At 66.4% G+C, this 18493-nt stretch carries 19 protein-coding genes; 4 read left to right on the top strand and 15 right to left on the bottom strand.

What is annotated here, in order from left to right:
• Nucleotides 1–24: 24 nt before the first annotated feature.
• From BLR29_RS05720 to BLR29_RS05680, 9 genes are all read right to left on the bottom strand, one after another.
• A complete protein-coding gene (locus BLR29_RS05720) occupies nucleotides 25–714 on the bottom strand; it encodes an ABC transporter ATP-binding protein (protein WP_092135232.1) in 690 nt (229 codons plus the stop codon).
• The gene (locus BLR29_RS05715) at nucleotides 711–1409 is read right to left on the bottom strand and encodes an ABC transporter permease (protein WP_092135230.1); all 699 of its coding nucleotides are present in this window, start codon (nucleotides 1407–1409) and stop codon (nucleotides 711–713) included. The genes BLR29_RS05720 and BLR29_RS05715 overlap by 4 nt, the downstream gene beginning before the upstream one ends.
• Nucleotides 1410–1416: 7 nt before the next feature.
• Complete coding sequence (gene panB / locus BLR29_RS05710) at nucleotides 1417–2238, bottom strand: 3-methyl-2-oxobutanoate hydroxymethyltransferase (RefSeq protein ID WP_092135495.1); 822 nt, start codon at nucleotides 2236–2238, stop codon at nucleotides 1417–1419.
• Nucleotides 2239–2402: 164 nt separating this feature from the next.
• The gene (locus tag BLR29_RS05705; protein ID WP_092135229.1) at nucleotides 2403–3044 is read right to left on the bottom strand and encodes a deoxynucleoside kinase; all 642 of its coding nucleotides are present in this window, start codon (nucleotides 3042–3044) and stop codon (nucleotides 2403–2405) included.
• 23 nt (nucleotides 3045–3067) lie between these two features.
• Entirely contained in the window at nucleotides 3068–3586 is a 519-nt protein-coding gene (gene folK, locus BLR29_RS05700; RefSeq protein ID WP_092135227.1) for a 2-amino-4-hydroxy-6-hydroxymethyldihydropteridine diphosphokinase, read from the bottom strand.
• Between the two features lies 1 nt (nucleotide 3587).
• Entirely contained in the window at nucleotides 3588–5123 is a 1536-nt protein-coding gene (pcnB, locus tag BLR29_RS05695; RefSeq protein ID WP_092135226.1) for a polynucleotide adenylyltransferase PcnB, read from the bottom strand.
• Nucleotide 5124: 1 nt separating this feature from the next.
• On the bottom strand, nucleotides 5125–5799 hold the full coding sequence (locus BLR29_RS05690; protein WP_092135224.1) for a histidinol-phosphatase: 675 nt from the start codon (nucleotides 5797–5799) through the stop codon (nucleotides 5125–5127).
• A 128-nt stretch (nucleotides 5800–5927) separates the two neighbouring features.
• Nucleotides 5928–6635 carry a DnaA regulatory inactivator Hda gene (gene hda, locus BLR29_RS05685; protein ID WP_092135223.1) on the bottom strand — a complete coding sequence of 236 codons (708 nt, stop codon included), beginning with the start codon at nucleotides 6633–6635 and terminating at the stop codon, nucleotides 5928–5930.
• A gap of 30 nt (nucleotides 6636–6665) precedes the next feature.
• Complete coding sequence (locus BLR29_RS05680; protein WP_092135221.1) at nucleotides 6666–7736, bottom strand: AI-2E family transporter; 1071 nt, start codon at nucleotides 7734–7736, stop codon at nucleotides 6666–6668.
• 228 nt (nucleotides 7737–7964) lie between these two features.
• Between BLR29_RS05680 and purM the strand changes: the two genes are divergently transcribed.
• Nucleotides 7965–9017 (top strand): phosphoribosylformylglycinamidine cyclo-ligase, encoded by a 1053-nt coding sequence (gene purM, locus BLR29_RS05675; protein ID WP_092135220.1) that lies wholly within the window; start codon nucleotides 7965–7967, stop codon nucleotides 9015–9017.
• A gap of 103 nt (nucleotides 9018–9120) precedes the next feature.
• Here purM and BLR29_RS05670 read toward each other — a convergent pair whose 3' ends face one another.
• The 3 genes from BLR29_RS05670 to mutL form a co-directional block, all read right to left on the bottom strand.
• The gene (locus tag BLR29_RS05670) at nucleotides 9121–9624 is read right to left on the bottom strand and encodes a GNAT family N-acetyltransferase (RefSeq protein ID WP_092135218.1); all 504 of its coding nucleotides are present in this window, start codon (nucleotides 9622–9624) and stop codon (nucleotides 9121–9123) included.
• Nucleotides 9625–9730: 106 nt separating this feature from the next.
• On the bottom strand, nucleotides 9731–10690 hold the full coding sequence (gene miaA / locus BLR29_RS05665; protein WP_092135217.1) for a tRNA (adenosine(37)-N6)-dimethylallyltransferase MiaA: 960 nt from the start codon (nucleotides 10688–10690) through the stop codon (nucleotides 9731–9733).
• A 144-nt stretch (nucleotides 10691–10834) separates the two neighbouring features.
• Nucleotides 10835–12790, bottom strand: a complete 1956-nt coding sequence (gene mutL / locus BLR29_RS05660) for a DNA mismatch repair endonuclease MutL (RefSeq protein WP_092135215.1) — start codon at nucleotides 12788–12790, stop codon at nucleotides 10835–10837.
• Between the two features lie 124 nt (nucleotides 12791–12914).
• Between mutL and BLR29_RS05655 the strand changes: the two genes are divergently transcribed.
• Nucleotides 12915–13565: a VTT domain-containing protein gene (locus BLR29_RS05655; protein WP_255371094.1), complete on the top strand. Its 651-nt coding sequence runs from the start codon at nucleotides 12915–12917 to the stop codon at nucleotides 13563–13565.
• Here the strand turns inward: BLR29_RS05655 and BLR29_RS05650 are convergent.
• Both BLR29_RS05650 and murJ read right to left on the bottom strand, forming a co-directional pair.
• A complete protein-coding gene (locus BLR29_RS05650) occupies nucleotides 13562–14410 on the bottom strand; it encodes a SirB1 family protein (protein ID WP_092135212.1) in 849 nt (282 codons plus the stop codon). The genes BLR29_RS05655 and BLR29_RS05650 overlap by 4 nt on opposite strands.
• Before the next feature lie 13 nt (nucleotides 14411–14423).
• Nucleotides 14424–16034 carry a murein biosynthesis integral membrane protein MurJ gene (gene murJ / locus BLR29_RS05645; RefSeq protein ID WP_176860874.1) on the bottom strand — a complete coding sequence of 537 codons (1611 nt, stop codon included), beginning with the start codon at nucleotides 16032–16034 and terminating at the stop codon, nucleotides 14424–14426.
• Between the two features lie 281 nt (nucleotides 16035–16315).
• Here murJ and rpsT point away from each other — a divergent pair, with 281 nt between their 5' ends.
• Nucleotides 16316–16582 carry a 30S ribosomal protein S20 gene (gene rpsT, locus BLR29_RS05640; RefSeq protein WP_092135209.1) on the top strand — a complete coding sequence of 89 codons (267 nt, stop codon included), beginning with the start codon at nucleotides 16316–16318 and terminating at the stop codon, nucleotides 16580–16582.
• A gap of 200 nt (nucleotides 16583–16782) precedes the next feature.
• On the opposite strand, the gene BLR29_RS05635 is transcribed toward rpsT, so the two are convergent.
• Nucleotides 16783–17088: a DUF3579 domain-containing protein gene (locus BLR29_RS05635; protein WP_092135208.1), complete on the bottom strand. Its 306-nt coding sequence runs from the start codon at nucleotides 17086–17088 to the stop codon at nucleotides 16783–16785.
• Nucleotides 17089–17512: 424 nt separating this feature from the next.
• Between BLR29_RS05635 and argF the strand changes: the two genes are divergently transcribed.
• Nucleotides 17513–18436 carry an ornithine carbamoyltransferase gene (argF, locus tag BLR29_RS05630; protein ID WP_092135206.1) on the top strand — a complete coding sequence of 308 codons (924 nt, stop codon included), beginning with the start codon at nucleotides 17513–17515 and terminating at the stop codon, nucleotides 18434–18436.
• The last annotated feature ends 57 nt before the right edge of the window (nucleotides 18437–18493 follow it).

The following is an 18493-nucleotide window of genomic DNA, read 5'->3' as shown; positions in this document are numbered from 1 at the left end:
GGGCGCCGGCCGGCGCGGCAACCGCTAGCGGTGTTTCGTATCGAGCTGTCCCTCGCCCAGCTTCCATCGCACCACACCGGGCAGGTTGATCAGCTCGCGGTCGTGACACACCATCACGACGCAGCGGCCCTCCGCCGCCAGTTCGCTGATCAGCGCGATCACCTGTTCGCGTGCGTGACCGTCGAGGCTCGACGTCGGTTCGTCGAGCAACAACAGTTCGGGTTCCAGAACCTTCGCCCGCGCCAGTGCCACGCGCTGGATCTCGCCCCCCGACAGCTTGTCTGGCGCGGTGTCCTGCACGTGTACGATGCCGGCCCAGCCCAGCGCCGCGCCCACGCGGCGGTTGATCTCGTCGTGCGGCAGTCCGCGTGCGCGCAGACCGTAGGCGATGTTGTCCCGTACCGAGGTCCGGAACAGGTAGGGGTGCTGGTGCATGTAGGCGACCTGCCGGCGCAGCGCCTGCGGCAGGGGTGTCAGCGGTGTCGTGCGCGGCGTGCCATCGGCTTCGGTCCACGTCACCGTGGCGCCCGGCGCGGGCTCCAGCCCCGCGATCATGCGCAGCAACGTGGATTTGCCCGCGCCATTCACGCCGGTCAGCGCCACCGCCGTCGCGCGCCGAAATACCAGCTCGGCAATGTCGAACAGATGCCGCGTGCCGACGCGTCGCGTCAGCCCGCGCACCGTCAGGAGCGGCGCATGAGTGGATTCGGTCATCGGCGGAATCCTCCGGCGCCTTGCAGCCACGCCATCAGCACGTTGACGATCAATGCCAGTCCCACCAGCACGATGCCCAGCGCAATCCCTTGCGCGAATTCGCCCTTGCTGGTTTCCAGCGCGATGGCGGTGGTGATCGTGCGCGTGGAGCCTTCGATATTGCCGCCGATCATCAGCGCGGAGCCTACTTCGGCGATCACGCGCCCGAAACCGGCCACCACGGCCGCCATCAGACCAAATCGCAACTCACGCAGCACGGTCAGGAAGGTGCACCAGCGGCTTGCACCCAGCACCCATGCGGTTTCCCGCAGGCGCGGGTCGGCTGCCTGCAGCGCGGAAAGCGAGAACGCCAGAATCACCGGAAACGCAATCACGGCCTGCCCGAGCACCATGCCCGCCGGCGTGAACAGCAGCCCAAAGCCGCCCAGCGGCCCCTGGCGCGTGAACAGCAGGTAGAGAATCAGTCCGACCAGCACGGTCGGAAACGAGAGGGTGGCCTGCGCCACCACCACCACCGCGCGCCGGCCCGGGAACTGATGCGTGGCAACCAGGTACGCGGCGCCGATGGCCGGCACGGTGGCCAGTGCGAGGCCCGACACGGCCACCATCAGCGAGGTCCAGACGATGAACCACAGCGCGCCGTCGCCACTGGCCAGCAGGCGGAAAGCGGCGAGCGTCGCGGTGCCGATCTCCACGTGGCGCTCAGGCCGAGAACGTGTGTTCCGCCGCCGGGAAGCTGCGGTCCTTCACCGCGGCCACATAAGCGCGCACGGCAGCTTCGACCGAGGTCTGGCCCTCCATGAAGTTGCGCACGAACTTGGCCTTGCGGCCCGGGTAGATGTTGATCATGTCCTGCAGCACCAGCACTTGGCCGGAGCATTCCACACCCGCGCCGATGCCGATGGTCGGAATCGTCAGCTGGGCCGTCACCTCGGCGGCCAGCGTGGCCGGCACCGCCTCCATCACGATCAGTTGCGCGCCCGCGGCCTGCAGCGCCAGTGCGTCGCGCTTGAGCTGGGCCGCGCCCTCGTCGGTCTTGCCCTGGACCTTGAAGCCGCCCAGCGCGTGCACGGACTGCGGCGTCAGGCCGATGTGGGCGCACACCGGGATGCTGCGCTCCACCAGGAATTTCACGGTCGGGGCCAGCCAGTCGCCGCCTTCCAGCTTGACCATCTGCGCGCCGGCGCGCATCAGCGCCGCGGCGCTCTCGAATGCGCGCTCCGGGGTCGGGTAGGTGCCGAAGGGCAGGTCCGATACCAGCAGCGCGGTCTGGTTGCCGCGCGCCACGCATTCGGTGTGATAGACCATATGGTCCAGCGTCACCGGCAGCGTGGTCTGCTGGCCCTGCATCACGTTGCCGAGCGAATCGCCGACCAGGATGACTTCCACGCCGCAGTAGTCGAGCAACGCGGCGAAGCTGGAGTCGTACGCGGTCAGCATGACGATTTTCTCGTCGGCGGCGCGCATGGCCTGCAGTTTGGGAATGGTGACGGTCTTGCGGGAGGGATCGAGGAGGTAACTCATGGCAGTGCCCGTGGATGTGACGGCCGTGCTGCGCGTGGCATTCATCGGCATCAGGACGCCGGAAGAAGGCCGGGCGCGGCGGTGCGGCCGGCGGTGGCCTCCCGGAATCGGTTCCGGCGGCGACCGCTGTCGTTATCGTGTTGTGCTGCCTGGGCCTGAGGCGTTCAGGGCGCCGCGAGATTCAGGAAGGCCTTGCGGCCCCGCATGTTCTCGATGCGCGACAGTAGTGTACGGAAATCGCCGTCGTTGTCCACCGGATTGAAACGTGCCGTGTCCACGATCAGCACCGGTGCGTCGTCGTAGCGATGGAACAGTTCGCCGTACGCTTCCGTCAGGCGCTGCAGGTAGTGCTCGTCGATATTGGCTTCGCCCGCCAGGCCGCGGCGCGCGATGCGTTCGCGCAGCAGCGAGGGCGTGGCCTGCAGCATGATGACCAGGTCCACGCGCTGGGCGGGCAGCTGCATGCGGGCGACGAGCGCATCGTAGAGGGCGAGTTCGTCTTCCTCGAGCGTCAGCGAGGCGTACAGGCGATCGCGCGCGTAGAGGAAGTTGGTGACCATGCGCTGGCTGGCAAGCAGCGCGGCGTGCCACTGCGCAAGCTGCGTGGCGCGCTGGTTGAGGCAGGCCAGCTGCATCGGCAGGGCATAGCGCTGCGGCTCGCGGTAGAAGCGTTCGAGGAAGGGGTTGTGGCGCGCGCCGTCGGGCAGTTCGCCCGCGTGCAGGTATTGTGCGAGCCGTTGGGCCAGCGCGCTCTTGCCCGAGCCGACAGGGCCTTCGACGACGATGCGGCGCAGATGATCGAGCATGGGTCAGGCGTGGCGCGTTGCCATCATGCCTGAGTGCCGCCTTCCTGCAGGCGCGAACACTTGCATGAGGAGAATTTCTCGATGCGCTGGTCCTGCACGCCGGCCAGGAAACTGGCGGCGGGGCCGCGGCCCGGGATGGCGAGGCTGGCATCGAGTTCGATCAGCGGCACGAGCACGAATGCGCGTTCGGTGATGCGGGGATGTGGCACCGTGAGGTGCTCGGTATTGATGGTTTCCGCGCCGAAGAGCAGCACGTCCAGGTCCAGCGTGCGCGGCGCGTTGCGGAACGGGCGCTCGCGGCCGAACTGGTCTTCGATGTGGTGACAGATGCGCAGCAACTGCAATGCCGTGAAGGACGTCTCGATCCTGACGACGGCATTGAAGTAGTCCCCGCCGGTGGCGTCGACCGGCGCGGTGCGATAGAACGAAGACTTGGCGGCCACCGTGATGCCGACCTGCTGGGCCAGGCACACGATGGCATCCTTCAAAGCCTGGCGGGCGTCGCCAAGATTGGCGCCGATACCGATGTAGGCCAGTGTCATGTTATTCCTCCGGCTGGGCGCGGCCGGACTGGTCTGCGGCCTGACCCCCTCCTGCCGCGTCCGTGTCGCCCCGGGAAGAAACTTTATCTGATTTCCGCGGACTGCGCCGACGGCGCTTCTTGCGCGCCGGGCCCTCGCCATCGGGCCCGCCCTGGCCCTCCGGGCCGCCCTTGCCGCGTGTCTGGCGAACGGCGTCGATCAGGTCCTCACGCTCCTCGGGCGGCGCGTTCTGGAAATCGGTCCACCACTGGCCCAGTTCGGCCGGTTGTTCGCCGGATTCGCAGCGCAGTTGCAGGAAGTCGTAACCCGCGCGGAAGCGGGGCGATTCCAGCAGGCGGAATGGCATGCGGCCCACGCGCTTCTCGAAGCGCGGCTGCATGCCCCAGATATCGCGCATGTCGGTCACGAAGCGGCGCTGGATGGCCAGTTGGCCAGTCTGCTTTTCCAGCACCATGTCCATGGCCGTATTGAGCGCGGCGATCGGATGCTCGCCTTCGTCGCGCTGCTTGTTCCAGCGTTGCAGCACGTGGTGCCACAGCAACGCCGCAAACAGGAAGCCTGGCGAAACCGGCTTGCCGGCCTGCACGCGGCGGTCGGTGTTGTCCAGCGCCAGTTGCACGAAGCGCTGGCCCATCGGCTGTTCCAGCGCCACGTCGAGCAGCGGCAGCAGGCCCTTGTGCAGGCCCGCCTTGCGCAGTTCCTGCAGCGATGCCCAGGCGTGGCCGGACATCAGCAGCTTGAGCATTTCGTCGAACAGGCGCGCGCTTGGCACGTTGTGGATCAGCGTGGCCAGCCCGGCGATGGGCTCGCGCGTGGCCTCATCGATCGAGAAACCGGTCTTGGCCGCGAAGCGCACCACGCGCAGCATCCGCACCGGATCTTCACGGTAGCGCGTGAGCGGGTCGCCGATCATGCGCAGCGTGCGCGCGCGGATGTCTTCCATGCCGTGATGGTAGTCATGCACGGTTTGCGCGGCGGGATCGTAGTACATCGCGTTGATGGTGAAGTCGCGGCGCTCCGCGTCTTCCGCCTGCGATCCCCACACGTTGTCGCGCAGCACGCGGCCGCTGGCGTCGATCGCATGGGTCTTGGTGTCGAGTTCGGCGCGCTTCAGGCGGCGGCCCTCGGGCAGCGTCTCGCTGGCGATTGCGTCGACCAGTGCGCGGAACGTGGAGACCTCGATGATCTCCTGCTCCCGCCCACCGTAGAACGTCACGTGCACGATCTGGAAGCGCCGGCCGATGATGCGCGAGCGGCGGAACAGCGCCTGCACCTGGTCGGGCGTGGCGTTGGTCGCCACGTCGAAGTCCTTGGGCTTGATGCCTACCAGCAGGTCGCGCACGGCGCCGCCCACGATGAAGGCCTGGAAGCCGGCCTGCTGCAGCGTGGAGGTGACCTTGACGGCGTTGCGCGAGATCAGCGTAGGGTCGATCTGGTGTTCGTCCACGCCGACGATGCGCGGCGCATGCGCGCGCCCGGTGCGACGCTGCTTCGGGCCAGGTTTGCCGAGCAGCCGGTTGATGAGCTTCTTGATCACGTCAGAACAGGTCCATGATGCGCCAGCCGGCCGCGGCCGCATGGTGGCGCAGGCGGTCGTCGGGGTTGGCGGCGATCGGCTCGCTGACCTTTTCCAGCAGCGGCAGGTCGTTGGCGGAATCGCTGTAGAACGTCGTGGTCCCGAAGTCTTCCCACTTGGCGCCCAGGCTCTTGAGCCAGCTCTCCACGCGGGTGATCTTGCCCTCGCGGAAGCTCGGCACGCCGAAGACCTCGCCCGTGAAGGCGCTCTCGGCCTTGCCGTCCAGCGTGGCGGGCTCCGTGGCGATCAGGTGCTTGATGCCGAAGGCCTGCGCGATCGGCGCCGTGACAAAGCTGTTGGTGGCGGTGACCACCGCGCACAGGTCGCCGGCTTCCAGGTGCTTGTAGACCAGTGCCCGGGCCTGCGGGGTGATGACGGGGTCGATAACCTCGCGCATGAAGCGGCTGCGCCACTCGTCCAGGCGATCGCGAGGATTGGCGGCCAGCGGCGCCAGCGCAAAGCGCAGGAACGCCTGGATATCCAGGGTGCCCGCCTTGTATTGGCCATAGAACTCGTCGTTCTTGCGGCGATAGGATTCCTCGTCGACAACGCCCATGCGGACCAGGAAGCGGCCCCATTCGTGGTCGCTGTCGGTGGGGATCAGGGTGTGGTCGAGGTCAAACAGTGCCAGATTCATGGGCGGCGATTTTACATGACGTTCAGGGGGCGGTCCGGGCGGCCAGGGCCGATAAAGGGGCCCGGGCGCACGTGGAGCGGGTTTTTTGCCAGGATCAGGCGCAAATGCGGGTATCAGGGGGCGGACGCTTATTCCCGGAATTCGGCGAACATCTCGCGCAGCAGCGGCAGCGTGACGGCACGCTTGCGCTCCAGCGAATAGGTGTCCAGGGCATCGAGCAAGGCCATCAGGCTCGGCATGTCGCGGTAGTGGCGCGTCACCAGCCAGTGCGGGATTTCAGGCGATAACTGCAGCCCGCGCTCGCGCGCGGCCTGTAGCAGCGCCGCCACCTTGTCGTCATCGGACAGGGATGCGACCTGGTAGACCAGGCCCCAGCCCAGCCGTGTGCGCAGATCTTCACGCACGGGCATGGCTCGCGGCGCCAGGCCGCCCGCCACGACAAGGGCGGTCCGGACGTGCGCGCGGACTTCGTTGTACAGCGAGAACACCGCGATCTGGCGCGCCTCGTCCAGCAATTCCACGTCGTCGACGGTGTAAAGCTGGCAGGACGGGTCGAAGATGAAATCGGACAGCGCGTGGTGCGGGCTCAGGTAGCGGCAGTTCAGGCCGGTATGCAGCGCCGCGTCGCAGACCGCATGCAGCAGGTGAGTGCGGCCGGAGCCGACCTCGCCCCACAGGTAGATCAGCCGGTCGGTGGCGTGCTCCTGAGCGATCAGGCCCGGCAGTTCGCGCAGGCGCTGCACCGGCTCGCGGTTGGCGGCCACATAGAAATTCTCGAACGTGGACGGCGGCGGGCTGCCAAGTTCGAGAGAGAGCTGCTTTTGACGCGATGACATGACGGATTCGTTACTTGCGCGAGGCACGCCTCAGTTTCGATACAGATCGCTGGCCATATAAACGCGCCGCACCTGACGGGCGCCGACCAGCAGTACGGCACAGGTCGGCAGCGCCAGCAGCACCCCGAAGAAGCCAAACAGCTGCCCGAACGCCAGCAGGGCAAAGATCACCACCAGCGGGTGCAGCCCGATGCGCTCGCCGACCAGGCGCGGCGTCAGGTAGAAGCTTTCCACGAACTGGCCGATGCCGTATACCACCGCGACGGCACCGAGCCCGTACCAGTTGCCGAACTGCAGCAGCGCGGCCAGGATCGCCAGCGCCAGGCCCAGCCCGAAGCCAATGTAGGGGATGAACACGGCCAGCCCGGTGAACACGCCCACCGGCACGCCCACTTCGAATCCGGCGATGGTCAGGCCGATCGCATAAAGCGCCGCCAAGATCACCATCACCAGGATCTGGCCGCGCAGGTATTGCGACAGCAGCGCATCGGTCTCGTTGGACAGCTCGCGCACCTTCGGCACCCAGCGGCGCGGCACCAGGCGCTCGATGCGCCGCATGACCATGTGCCAGTCCATCATCAGGTAGAACATGACGATGGGGATGATGAACAGCATCCCGGCGACGCTGATCAGCGCCGAGCCGGAGACCTTGGCGTACGCCAGCAACACCTGCAGCAGGTCTTCCGGGCTGGCCGCAAAGCGGTCCTGCAGCATGTTGCGCAGGCCCGGAAAGTCAAAGCGCACGCGCACGCCAAGCTCCGCCAGGCGCGGAGCCACCAGTTTGTTGAGCTTCTGCAACAGGATCGGCAATTGCTCGCGCACCTGCGGAATTTCGCGCTGGAGCACGGCAATCAGCAGCAGCACCAGCAACACCAGGATCACCGCCAGCAGCCCGATCATCAGCGCCACGCCGATGGCGCGCGGCACGCGGTGGCGCTGCAGCCAATCCACGCCGGGCGTGAGGATGTACGCGAAGATAAAGGCGAACAGGAACGGCGTGAGCACGGGCGCCAGCGCCACGATGGTGGCGAACAGGCCCGCGGCCACGACGATCCAGAGCAGGATACGTTTGGAATCTTGCGAGAGCAGGGGGGCGTTCATCGATAGGGTCCGGGGCGGGCAGTTGGCGGTCCGCTGGCAGGGAATGGCCGCAAAACTGGTAGCCGGGAGCCTGTATCCGTTAAAATTGCGATTCTACTGGACTCGCGCCCGCACTCCGCGCCCGATCCGGCGGCTTATATCGATGTATGCCGCCCCGGTTCGCGCCCAAGGTGCCTTCGTCGAGCGCCGGATACCACACTTCACCTCCTCAAAGACAAGCAGGATCTCATGAGCGCATCCCCGACCGCCGGCCAGGCAGGCCTTTCCTACCGCGACGCCGGTGTTGACATCGATGCCGGCGACGCGCTGGTCGACCGCATCAAGCCGTTTGCCAAGCGCACCATGCGCGAGGGCGTGATGGCCGGTATCGGCGGGTTTGGCGCGCTGTTCGAACTGTCGAAGAAGTACCAGGAACCGGTTCTGGTGTCCGGCACGGACGGCGTTGGCACCAAGCTCAAGCTGGCCTTCCAGCTGAACCGCCACGACACCGTGGGCCAGGACCTGGTGGCCATGAGCGTCAACGACATCCTGGTGCAGGGTGCCGAGCCGCTGTTCTTCCTCGACTACTTCGCTTGCGGCAAGCTGGACGTGGACACCGCCGCCACCGTGATCCAGGGCATCGCCCGCGGTTGCGAACTGGCCGGCTGCGCGCTGATCGGCGGCGAGACCGCCGAAATGCCGAGCATGTACCCGGACGGCGAGTACGACCTGGCCGGCTTTGCGGTCGGCGCGGTGGAAAAGCGCAAGATCATCGACGGCAGCACGATCGTCCCGGGCGACGTGGTGCTGGGCCTGGCCTCGTCGGGCGCCCACTCCAATGGCTATTCGCTGGTGCGCAAGATCATCGAGGTCGCCAAGCCGGACCTGAACGCCGATTTCCACGGCCAGCGCCTGCAGGACGCCATCATGGCGCCGACGCGGATCTACGTGAAGCCGCTGCTGTCGCTGATCGAGACGCTGCCGGTCAAGGGCATGGCCCACATCACCGGCGGTGGCCTGACCGAGAACGTGCCGCGCGTGCTGGCCGACAACGTCACCGCCGTGATCCGCCAGGACGCCTGGACGCTGCCGCCGCTGTTCCAGTGGCTGCAGGCGCAAGGCCGTGTGGCCGATGCCGAGATGCACCGCGTGTTCAACTGCGGCATCGGCATGGTCGTGATCGTCGCCAAGGAAGACGCCGAACGCGCGATTCGCCACCTGCAAGCGGCCGGCGAGGCCGTGTGGCAGATCGGCGAGATCAAGGAACGCGAGGAAGGCCAGGCGCAGACCGTGGTGGTCTGATGGCCTGAGCATGGATCGGCGGTGCGCCACGCGCCGTCCGCGTCGACAAAAGAGAACGCCCGATGTCATGCATCGGGCGTTTTTTTATTGGCGCGTCGTCGGCTTAATCCGGCCGGCCCAGTTGCGTCAATGCGTCGCCGGTGACCCGGCAGATGCGCCAGTCAGGCATCACGTCGGCGCCCATCGCCCGGTAGAAATCGATCGACGGCTGGTTCCAGTCCAGCACCGACCATTCAAAGCGGCCACAGCCGCGTTCCACGGCAATCGCCGCCAGATGCCGAAGCAGCGCCTTGCCCAGCCCATGGCCGCGCCAGGCGGGATCGACGAACAGGTCTTCGAGGTACAGCCCCGGCTTGGCCAGGAACGTTGAGAAATTGTGGAAGAAGAGGGCAAAGCCAACGGCCTGCTTGCTGCCGTCGGCGTCCACTTCCACGAGCACAGCCTCGGCATGCGGGCGCGGGCCAAACAGTGCGTCGCCGATTTTCTGCGGCGTGGCTTCGACCAGGTGCGTCAGCTTTTCGTACTCGGCCAATGCGTGGATCAGGCGGAACAGCGTCTCGCTGTCGGCCGGCGTGGCGGGGCGGATCGTGAAGGCTGTGGCGGTCATGGGGCGATGCGGGGATCAGTCGGAACGACGATTATCGTCGATGCCTCGCGCGCTCACCTCTCTTATCTCCTCGCACGCTCACCATCGTGCGTCGATGCGTCGGTCTTCACCATCCCGCGGCGCGCGCGACCTGCGCGACGTAGTCGGGCGCCAGGCAGTCCACGGCCAGACGCTCGGGCGTGCTGCGCAGCCAGGTCAGCTGCCGCTTGCAGAGCTGGCGGGTTGCCGCAATGCCGCGCTCGCGCATCGTGGCGTAGTCACAGTCGCCATCGAGGTATTCCCACACTTGCCGATAGCCCACGCAGCGGATCGACGGCAGGCCCGGATTCAGGTCGCCGCGCGCGCGCAGGCGTTCCACTTCCCCGATCAGGCCGCCGGACAGCATGGCATCGAAGCGGTCGGCGATACGGGTGTGCAGCACCGCGCGATCCGAAGGCTCCAGCGCGATCACGCGGAAGCGCGCGTCCGCGGCGCCGGTGAACGTGCGGGCGTCGGCCTGGCGGACGAGCAGGGCGGACATCGGCTGGCCGGTCAGGCGGTGGATTTCCAGCGCGCGCTGGATACGCTGCGCGTCGTTCGGCGCCAGCCGTGCCGCCGTCACGGGATCGACCCCGGCCAGCATCGCGTGCAATGCCGGCCAGCCGCGCTCCGCCGCCAGCGCATCGAGTTCCGCGCGCACCGCCGCATCCGCCTGCGGCAGGTCGTTCAGGCCCTGCGTCAGCGCCTTGTAGTACAGCATCGTGCCACCGACGATCAGCGGCGTGCGGCCCCGGGTGCGGATCTCCACGATCAGCCGCTCCGCATCGGTCACGAATTGCGCCGCCGAATAGCTGTCGGCCGGATCGATGATGTCGATCAGATGGTGGGGCACGCTGGCCAGTTCGGCCGCCGTCGGCTTGGCGGTGCCAATGTCCATCTCGCGATAGACCAGCGCGGAGTCCAGGCTGATGATTTCGACGGGCGTACGCGCAGCCAGCGCCAGCGCGGCGGCCGTCTTGCCGGAGGCGGTCGGGCCCAGCAGGCAGACGACCGGCGGGTGATCGGATGAGGAGGATTGCAGGGACATCGTGACGCTTGTGGTTGACCGTGCCTGGGGATCGCCGCTGGCCGGCCGGATATGCTGGCCGCGCTTGTTAGCCGTGCGCGCTTGTGGCGCGTGTCGGTGCCGCCTGTTTGCGACCCCTATCTGGCGACGCTTATTTGGCGACGCTTATTGGCCGCGCAGGAACAGGCGGTCCAGCTCCGCCACCGTCAGTTGCACCCAGGTCGGACGGCCGTGGTTGCATTGGTCCGCACGCTCGGTTTGCTCCATCTGGCGCAGCAGCGCGTTCATCTCTTCCAGCGTGAGCTTGCGATTGGCGCGTACGGCGCTATGGCAGGCCAGTGTCGCCAGCAGTTCGTTCTGGCGCTCGGCCAGCACGCGCGAGCCGCCGTAGGCCTGCAAGTCGCGCAGCACGTCGCGGGCCAGCGCCTCGGCGTCGGCTTGCCGGAGCAGGGCCGGGATGGCGCGCACGGCCAGGGTGGTCGGCGAAACCGGGGCGATATCGAAACCGAGCAACTGCAGCGTTGCCTGATGCTCCTCGGCCGCGCCGATCTCCACCGGGTTGGCGGGCAGCGTGACCGGAATCAGCAGCGGCTGGACGGCCAGTTCGCGGGCGTCGAGCGCGGTCTTGATCTGTTCGTAGAGGATGCGTTCGTGGGCCGCGTGCATGTCGACCAGCACAAGCCCGCGCGCGTTCTGAGCCAGCACGTAGATGCCATGCAACTGGGCCACGGCGTAACCGAGCGGGTGGTCGGCGTCGCTCGCGTCTTCGGCGGCATCGTTGAACGGCGACGCCGTGCGCGCCGGCAAACTGTCCAGCAGGCTGGGCGGTTCATCGGCACGGGCGGCCTGCGCGTCAGCCAGCCAGGCGGGCGGCCGCGCGGCGGGCTGCCACGGGCGCGTGCCGCCATCGGCGTCGCCAGTGGCATCGCGCACCATGCCCAGATACGCCTGACGGGGCTGGGCGATGCCGAGTTCGGTCTGGCGGCCAGCGGAATAGTTGATCCATTGCGGGGCGGCCCCAGGCACACCACCGGGGCGCGCGCCGTCGAAGGCGGGACGTGCCGCGGCCATCGCCTCACCGTCCGTATGCAGGCTGTCGCCCTGTTCGCCGGCCTGGCGCGCCAGGCAGCGTTGCACCGCGTGATAGACAAACTGGTGCACCGCGCGCGATTCGCGGAAGCGCACCTCGATCTTGGACGGATGCACGTTCACGTCGACCATTTCGGGCGGCAGGTCCAGGCACAGCACGTACGACGGGAAGCGGTCGCCGTGGAGCACATCCTGGTACGCGCTGCGCACCGCATGGGTGAGCAGCTTGTCGCGCACGAAGCGGCCGTTGACGAAGAAGTATTGCTGGTCGGGCCGCCCGCGCGAAGCCGTGGGCAGGCCGGCAAAGCCATACAGATGCAGCGTGCCGGCTTCCTCGTCCAGCGGCAGCCGGGCGCGGGAGAAATCGCCGCCGAGCACCTGCGCCGTGCGTGCGGCGACGTCGCCGGCATTCCAGTGCTCGAGCGGCTTGCCGTTATGGTGGACGGAAATCGTGACGTCGGGCCGCGCCAGGGCCGCTCGCCGGATCATCTCCAGGCAGTGGCCCAGCTCGGTTTGTTCCGATTTCAGGAACTTTCGGCGCGCCGGCGTGTTGAAGTACAGGTGCTGCACGTCGATCATCGTGCCGACGCCGCCGGAGGCGGGTTGCAGGTGGCCGGTGTCTGCGCTGACCTGCGTGGCGTGGGCTGCGTCGGCCGTGCGGCTGGTCAGCACGAGATGGGAAACGGACGCGATCGAGGCCAGTGCCTCGCCGCGGAAGCCGAGCGTCAGCACGGACTCCAGTTCGTCGAGCGAGGCGATCTTGCTGGTGGCGTGGCGCATCAGGGCGACGGGCAGTTCGTCGGCCGGAATGCCGCAGCCGTTGTCGGTGATGACAATACGCCGCACGCCGCCTTCCTCCAGCCGGATGCCAAGCTGCGTGGCGCCGGCATCGAGTGCGTTTTCCAGCAGTTCTTTGACGACCGAGGCCGGCCGCTCCACCACTTCGCCGGCGGCGATCTGGCTGATCAACTGGTCCGGCAGGGGACGGATCGGGCGGCTGGGCTGGGCGGTGCGGTGGGCGTCTGCAGGCATTCGGCGATTATACGTGCGGCCGGACACGTTTTCGGCACAGCGAACCGGCCAGGGTGACGGCTACGCCCGGGCGCTCTTGTATGATGAAGACCTTCTTGGATTGGGGACAGATTTGGATACCGCATTGCAACTGATCGACATGGTCCTGCACGTCGACAAATTCCTTGGCCAGTTCGTCCAGGACTACGGCGTCTGGGTGTACGGCATCCTGTTCGCGATCGTATTTGCCGAGACGGGCCTGGTGGTGCTGCCATTCCTGCCGGGCGATTCGCTCCTGTTTATCGCCGGCGCGATGTGCGCCACGGGCGCGATGAACGAATGGATGCTGGCGGGGCTGCTGCTGGTGGCCGCCGTGACCGGAAACACGGTCAACTATTTTGTGGGCAGCTGGATCGGGCCCAAGGTGTTTGACCATCAATGGCGTTTCCTGGACCAGCGCGCGCTGCGCAAGACGCATGACTTCTATGAACGTCACGGCGGCAAGACGCTGGTGATGGCGCGTTTCATCCCGATCGTGCGGACCTTTGCGCCGTTCGTGGCCGGGGTGTCGCAGATGACGTTTGCGCGCTTCCAGATGTTCAACCTGATCGGCGCGGTGGCCTGGGTGTTCGGCCTGGTGTTCGCGGGCTACTTCTTCGGCAACCTGCCGTTCATCAAGCAGTACCTGAACCTGATCGTGCTGGCGGGGATCGGCGCGGCGGTGGTGCCGCTGGTGCTGGGCGGGTTGTGGAAGCTGGTGCGCGGCAAGACCCGCGCATCCGCCGACAATCACTAGTTGAGGCTGCGGCTCATCATCCGCAGGGCCGGCATGCGATCCCGGATCTGGGTCGTGTCGGCCGCATCGGGGCGGGCCTGGAGGTAGGCTTCCAGGTCTTCCAGCGCCGGCCGGAAGCATTCCAGGTTGGCATAGGCCAGGCCTCGGTCGCGCACTTCCTCGATCGAGTTCGGCAACAGGATCACCAGGCGGTTCTGCACGGCCAGCAAGCGCTGCCAGCGCGATTCCTGCAGGTAGATCGCCTTCAGGTTGCGCAGCATGCGGGCAATGATCTCGCGGTGGCTGGCCATCTGCAGGAACAGCCCCAGCGGGACCTGGTTCGGGTCCGAAATGCCCTCCCGTTCGAGGTAGGGGTCCAGCATCTCCTGCAACTGTTCCTTGGATAGGGTCTCGCCGGTCAGCGGATCGAGCACCACTTCGCCGGCCGGAATCGACATCCGCACCAGGAAATGGTTGGGGAACGACACGCCCTTGAGAGGAAGGCCGATCTGCTGGCCCAGCTCCATGTACAGCACCGCCAGCGAAATCGGGATGCCCCGGCGCTGCCTGACCACCACGTTCAGGTACGAGTTGTCGGGGTCGTAGTAGTCGTTGGCGTTGGCGCCGAAACCCAGGTCGCGGTAGAAGAAATGATTGAGCAGGCGCAGGCGCTGAATGGCCGGAGTGCCTTCGGCGATCCGCCGCTTGAGCCGCATGGCCAGCACATCCAGCGCGGCGAGTTCGGCTTGCAGGTCGAGGTCCGGGTAGGCGTCCTGGGCGATGGAGAGGGCGGTTTCCGTGAGCGGAATGCCGTCTTCGTCCGCCACGAGGCTGGCGAAGTAATCCAGGACTTTCGTGGATGTCATTGCGGGTTCCTGACTAGCCGGCGCGACGCCGGAAGGCTGCATAGCGCAGGCCCATGAGCCACAGTGTACCGAAGTAGACCACCGCCGCAAGTACCAGGCACGAGGCCATCAGCGCGATCCGCAGCGCTGGCGTGGCGCCCATGCCGACCCAGTCGAAGTTGCGGGCAAACCAGAGCAGCATGCCGGCCAGAAGCAGCACGGCCGCCAGCAGTCTTGCCAGGAACAGGCCCCAGCCCGGCGCGGGCCGGTAGAAGCCGCGGCGGCGCAGGCCGAAGAACAGCAGCAGGGCGTTGACCGTGGCGCCAAAGCTGATCGACAGCGCCAGTCCCGCATGGCCGAAGATCGGCACGAAGACATAGTTAGACGCCTGCGTGATGACCAGCACCAGCAAGGCGATCTTGACCGGCGTGCGGATGTCCTGGCGGGCGTAGAAGCCGGGCGTCAGGATCTTGATCAGGATGAGGCCGAGCAGCCCCACGCCGTACGACACCAGCGCCTGACGCGTCATCTCCACCGCGTGGGCATTGAATTTGCCGTAATTGAACAGCACGGCGGTCAGCGGCGTGCCGAAGACGAACAGGCCCACCGCGCACGGCACGGCCAGCAGGAACGTCAGGCGCAGGCCCCAGTCCAGCAGCCCCGAATATTCCTCGCGATTGTCCTCGGCGCTGGCGCGCGACAAGCTGGGCAGCAGGATCGTGCCCAGCGCGACGCCCAGCAGCGCCGTGGGGAATTCCATCAGCCGGTCCGCATAGGTCAGGTACGAGACGCTGCCCGCGGCCAGGTGCGAGGCGATATTGGTGTTGATGATCAGGCTGATCTGGGCCACCGATACCGCCAGCAGCGCCGGCAGCATCTGCCGGATCACGCGGCGCACGCCGGCGTCAGACCAGGCGGCGCGCAGGTTGATGGACACGCGGGGCATCACGCCGAGCTTGCGCAGCGCGGGAACCTGGATCGCCAGTTGCAGCACGCCGCCCGCCAGCACGCCCCACGCCTGCGCGTAAATTGGCTGGCTCATGTGCGGGCCGACAAACAGTGCGGCAATGATCAGGCACAGGTTCAGCAGTACCGGCGTGAACGCAGGCACGGCGAAATTGCGCCACGTATTGAGAATGCCGGACGCCAGGGCGACCAGCGAGATCAGGCCGATGTACGGAAACATCACGCGCGTCATGAAGACGGCGGCGTCGTACGTTTCGGAATCGCCCCGGAAACCGGTGGCCACCACGGTCATCACAAGCGGCGCGGCGATCACGCCCAGCAGCGACACGCCCATCAGCACCCAGGTCATCACCGTGGCCACGGCGTCCACCAGGTGCCGGGTCTCGTCGGGCCCGCGCTTGCCGTGGTACTCGTTCAGGATGGGCACGAATGCCTGCGAGAAGGCGCCTTCGGCGAACACGCGGCGCAGCAGGTTGGGAATGCGGAACGCCACGTTGAAGGCGTCGGTCATGTCCGAGGCGCCGAACGCCCGGGCAATCAGGATTTCGCGCACCAGCCCTGTGATGCGCGAGAGCATCGTCAGGCTGCTGATAGTGGCAAGCGCTTTGAGCAGGTTCAAGATGAATCGGGAAGGGGTGCGTGGGGCCGGGCCACCGGAACGACCGGCCGGCGACCGCATTTCAGACGTGCATTGGGCCGTAAAGTTGCCGCAACGCCACGCCCGGCCGGGAATGTGGCGCCTATTATACGGATCGGCCCGCCCACCACGCCCGTCGCGCGGCAGGCACGGATCATCCTTGCCTACGCGTGCAGCGTGTGTGTATAATCGCCGATTCGCAAGGACAGTCGCGTTCCGGATTCGTGTGTCAGAGCATCCCGGGTCGCACGATGTGACTTAATTGTTGCGTCCCAAATTATTGCGTCCCCGGGCGCGCATTCTGAATTCAGGAAGATATCTACATGGCAAATTCCGCACAAGCTCGCAAGCGCGCGCGTCAAGCCGTCGCCCAGAACGCTCATAACTCCAGCCTGCGCTCGCGTCTGCGCACCGCCGTCAAGGCTGTTCGCAAGGCCATCGACGCCGGCGACAAGGCTGCCGCTGCTGAAATCTTCAAGCAGTCGCAAACCGTGATCGACAGCATCGCCGACAAGAAGATCGTGCACAAGAACAAGGCTGCACGTCACAAGTCGCGCCTGTCGGCTGCTATCAAGGCCATGGCCGTCTGATAGCTGCCCGGGTCGCCACGGCGGCCCAGCGGTACGGTCGGGGTTTCGACCCCGGCATGAAAAAAGCTCGTCATCGCGACGAGCTTTTTTGTTTTCCGGCGACCGGATCTGCCTGGTGTGTCGTTCCGTGGCGTGATCCCTGGTCCCTGCTTCTCTCCCGCCCTGTTGCCCGGGCATCCTCCCGGACGTCGCTGCGCCGGTCAGTCGCCCAGCGAGCAGGCTTCCACCACCTGCAGGTTATTGTCGCGGGCGAAATTCAGGACGAAGTCGAGCGCCTTGGGCTCGATGGCGCGCAGCCGCGTATCGACCACCACGTTCTTGATCCCGGCAACGATGACCGGCCGCACGTACGGCGAGTAGGTCAGGCGGGGATCCCCGGTATCGCCCTCGGGACGGAATTGCGCCATCACGCCGCACAGCCGTTCAGCCCAGTCGCTCGGTCGGAAGGTCTTGCCTTCCTTGGTAATGCCTTGGATGAAGTATTCGCGAACGTTGGGGGTGGTCATGGGACTGCGGGGATCAGGCTGGTGACTCGACGGTAAACCCGCCGGACGGGCGCCCGTTTGACGCGGCCGGAGGGCGATTGGTTCGCGCTCATCCAGACGGGAAAGCGGGGCGTCGGTGTCGGCGGGGGCACTTTTGATGCCGGCGGCGGGCGGTGGCATGGGTATGCCGGGCCCCGCGTGAATCAGCCAGTATTATATCTTATATAAGACTTGCGCATAGGGGCGAATCCTGTCGGAAACCTGTCATTGGCCGCCAGGGCCGGGTCGGCCCGGGCTCGCCAAAGCTGGAATAATCCCTTATGATTCTTGCAATTACATTGCGTAAGCGACGCGAAAGGCGGCTCCGCGAAACGCTCCGGCCCTCCGGCATGACCTCCCCAGGCATCCGGGCCGCGAGTCCCCAGCGAGTCGCCTTCTTTGTTTTATGAGCTCAACCCCGATCAAGCATTACCTCCAGTTCAGCGACCTTAGTGCCGACGAGTACGAGTACCTGCTGGACCGCGCGCGGATCCTCAAGGCCAAGTTCAAGAACTACGAGACATGGCACCCGTTGCATGACCGCACGCTGGCCATGATCTTCGAGAAGAATTCCACGCGTACGCGCCTGTCGTTCGAAGCCGGCATCCACCAGTTGGGCGGCCACGCCGTGTTCCTGAACACGCGCGATTCGCAACTCGGCCGTGGCGAGCCGATCGAGGACGCCGCGCAGGTGATCTCCCGGATGGTGGACATCATCATGATCCGCACGTTCGGTCAGGACATCCTGGAACGCTTTGCGGCCCATTCGCGCGTGCCGGTCATCAACGGGCTGACCAACGAATACCACCCGTGCCAGGTGCTGGCCGACATCTTCACGTACATCGAGCAGCGCGGCAGCATTGCCGGCAAGACGGTGGCGTGGATCGGCGATGCCAATAACATGGCCTATACGTGGATTCAGGCTGCGGAACGCCTGGACTTCACGTTCCATTTCTCGGCGCCCGCGGGCTACCAGCTCGATCCGGCGATGGTGCCGGCCTCCGCTGCCAGCCGGGTCAAGGTGTTCGACAACCCGCTCGACGCTTGCCTGGGTGCGCACCTGGTGACGACCGACGTCTGGACCAGCATGGGCTTCGAAGCCGAGAACGAGGCGCGCAAGCGCGCGTTCAAGGACTGGATGGTGACTACCGCGATGATGGATCGTGCTGCCGCCGATGCGCTGTTCATGCACTGCCTGCCGGCGCACCGCGGCGAGGAAGTGGAAGCGGCCGTGATCGACGGCCCGCGCAGCGTGGTGTGGGAAGAGGCGGAAAACCGCCTGCACGTCCAGAAAGCACTGATGGAATACCTGCTCTGCGGCCGTTACTGAACGTGCCGGCGTGAGCCGATCGAAGGGGCCGCCATGGCCCCTTTTCTACGTCTATCG

This window comes from Cupriavidus sp. YR651 (genome assembly GCF_900101625.1).
Classification (GTDB): Bacteria; Pseudomonadota; Gammaproteobacteria; order Burkholderiales; family Burkholderiaceae; genus Cupriavidus.
Note: the sequence above shows the minus strand (reverse complement) of the source record. Positions and strands in the feature narration are given on the sequence as shown.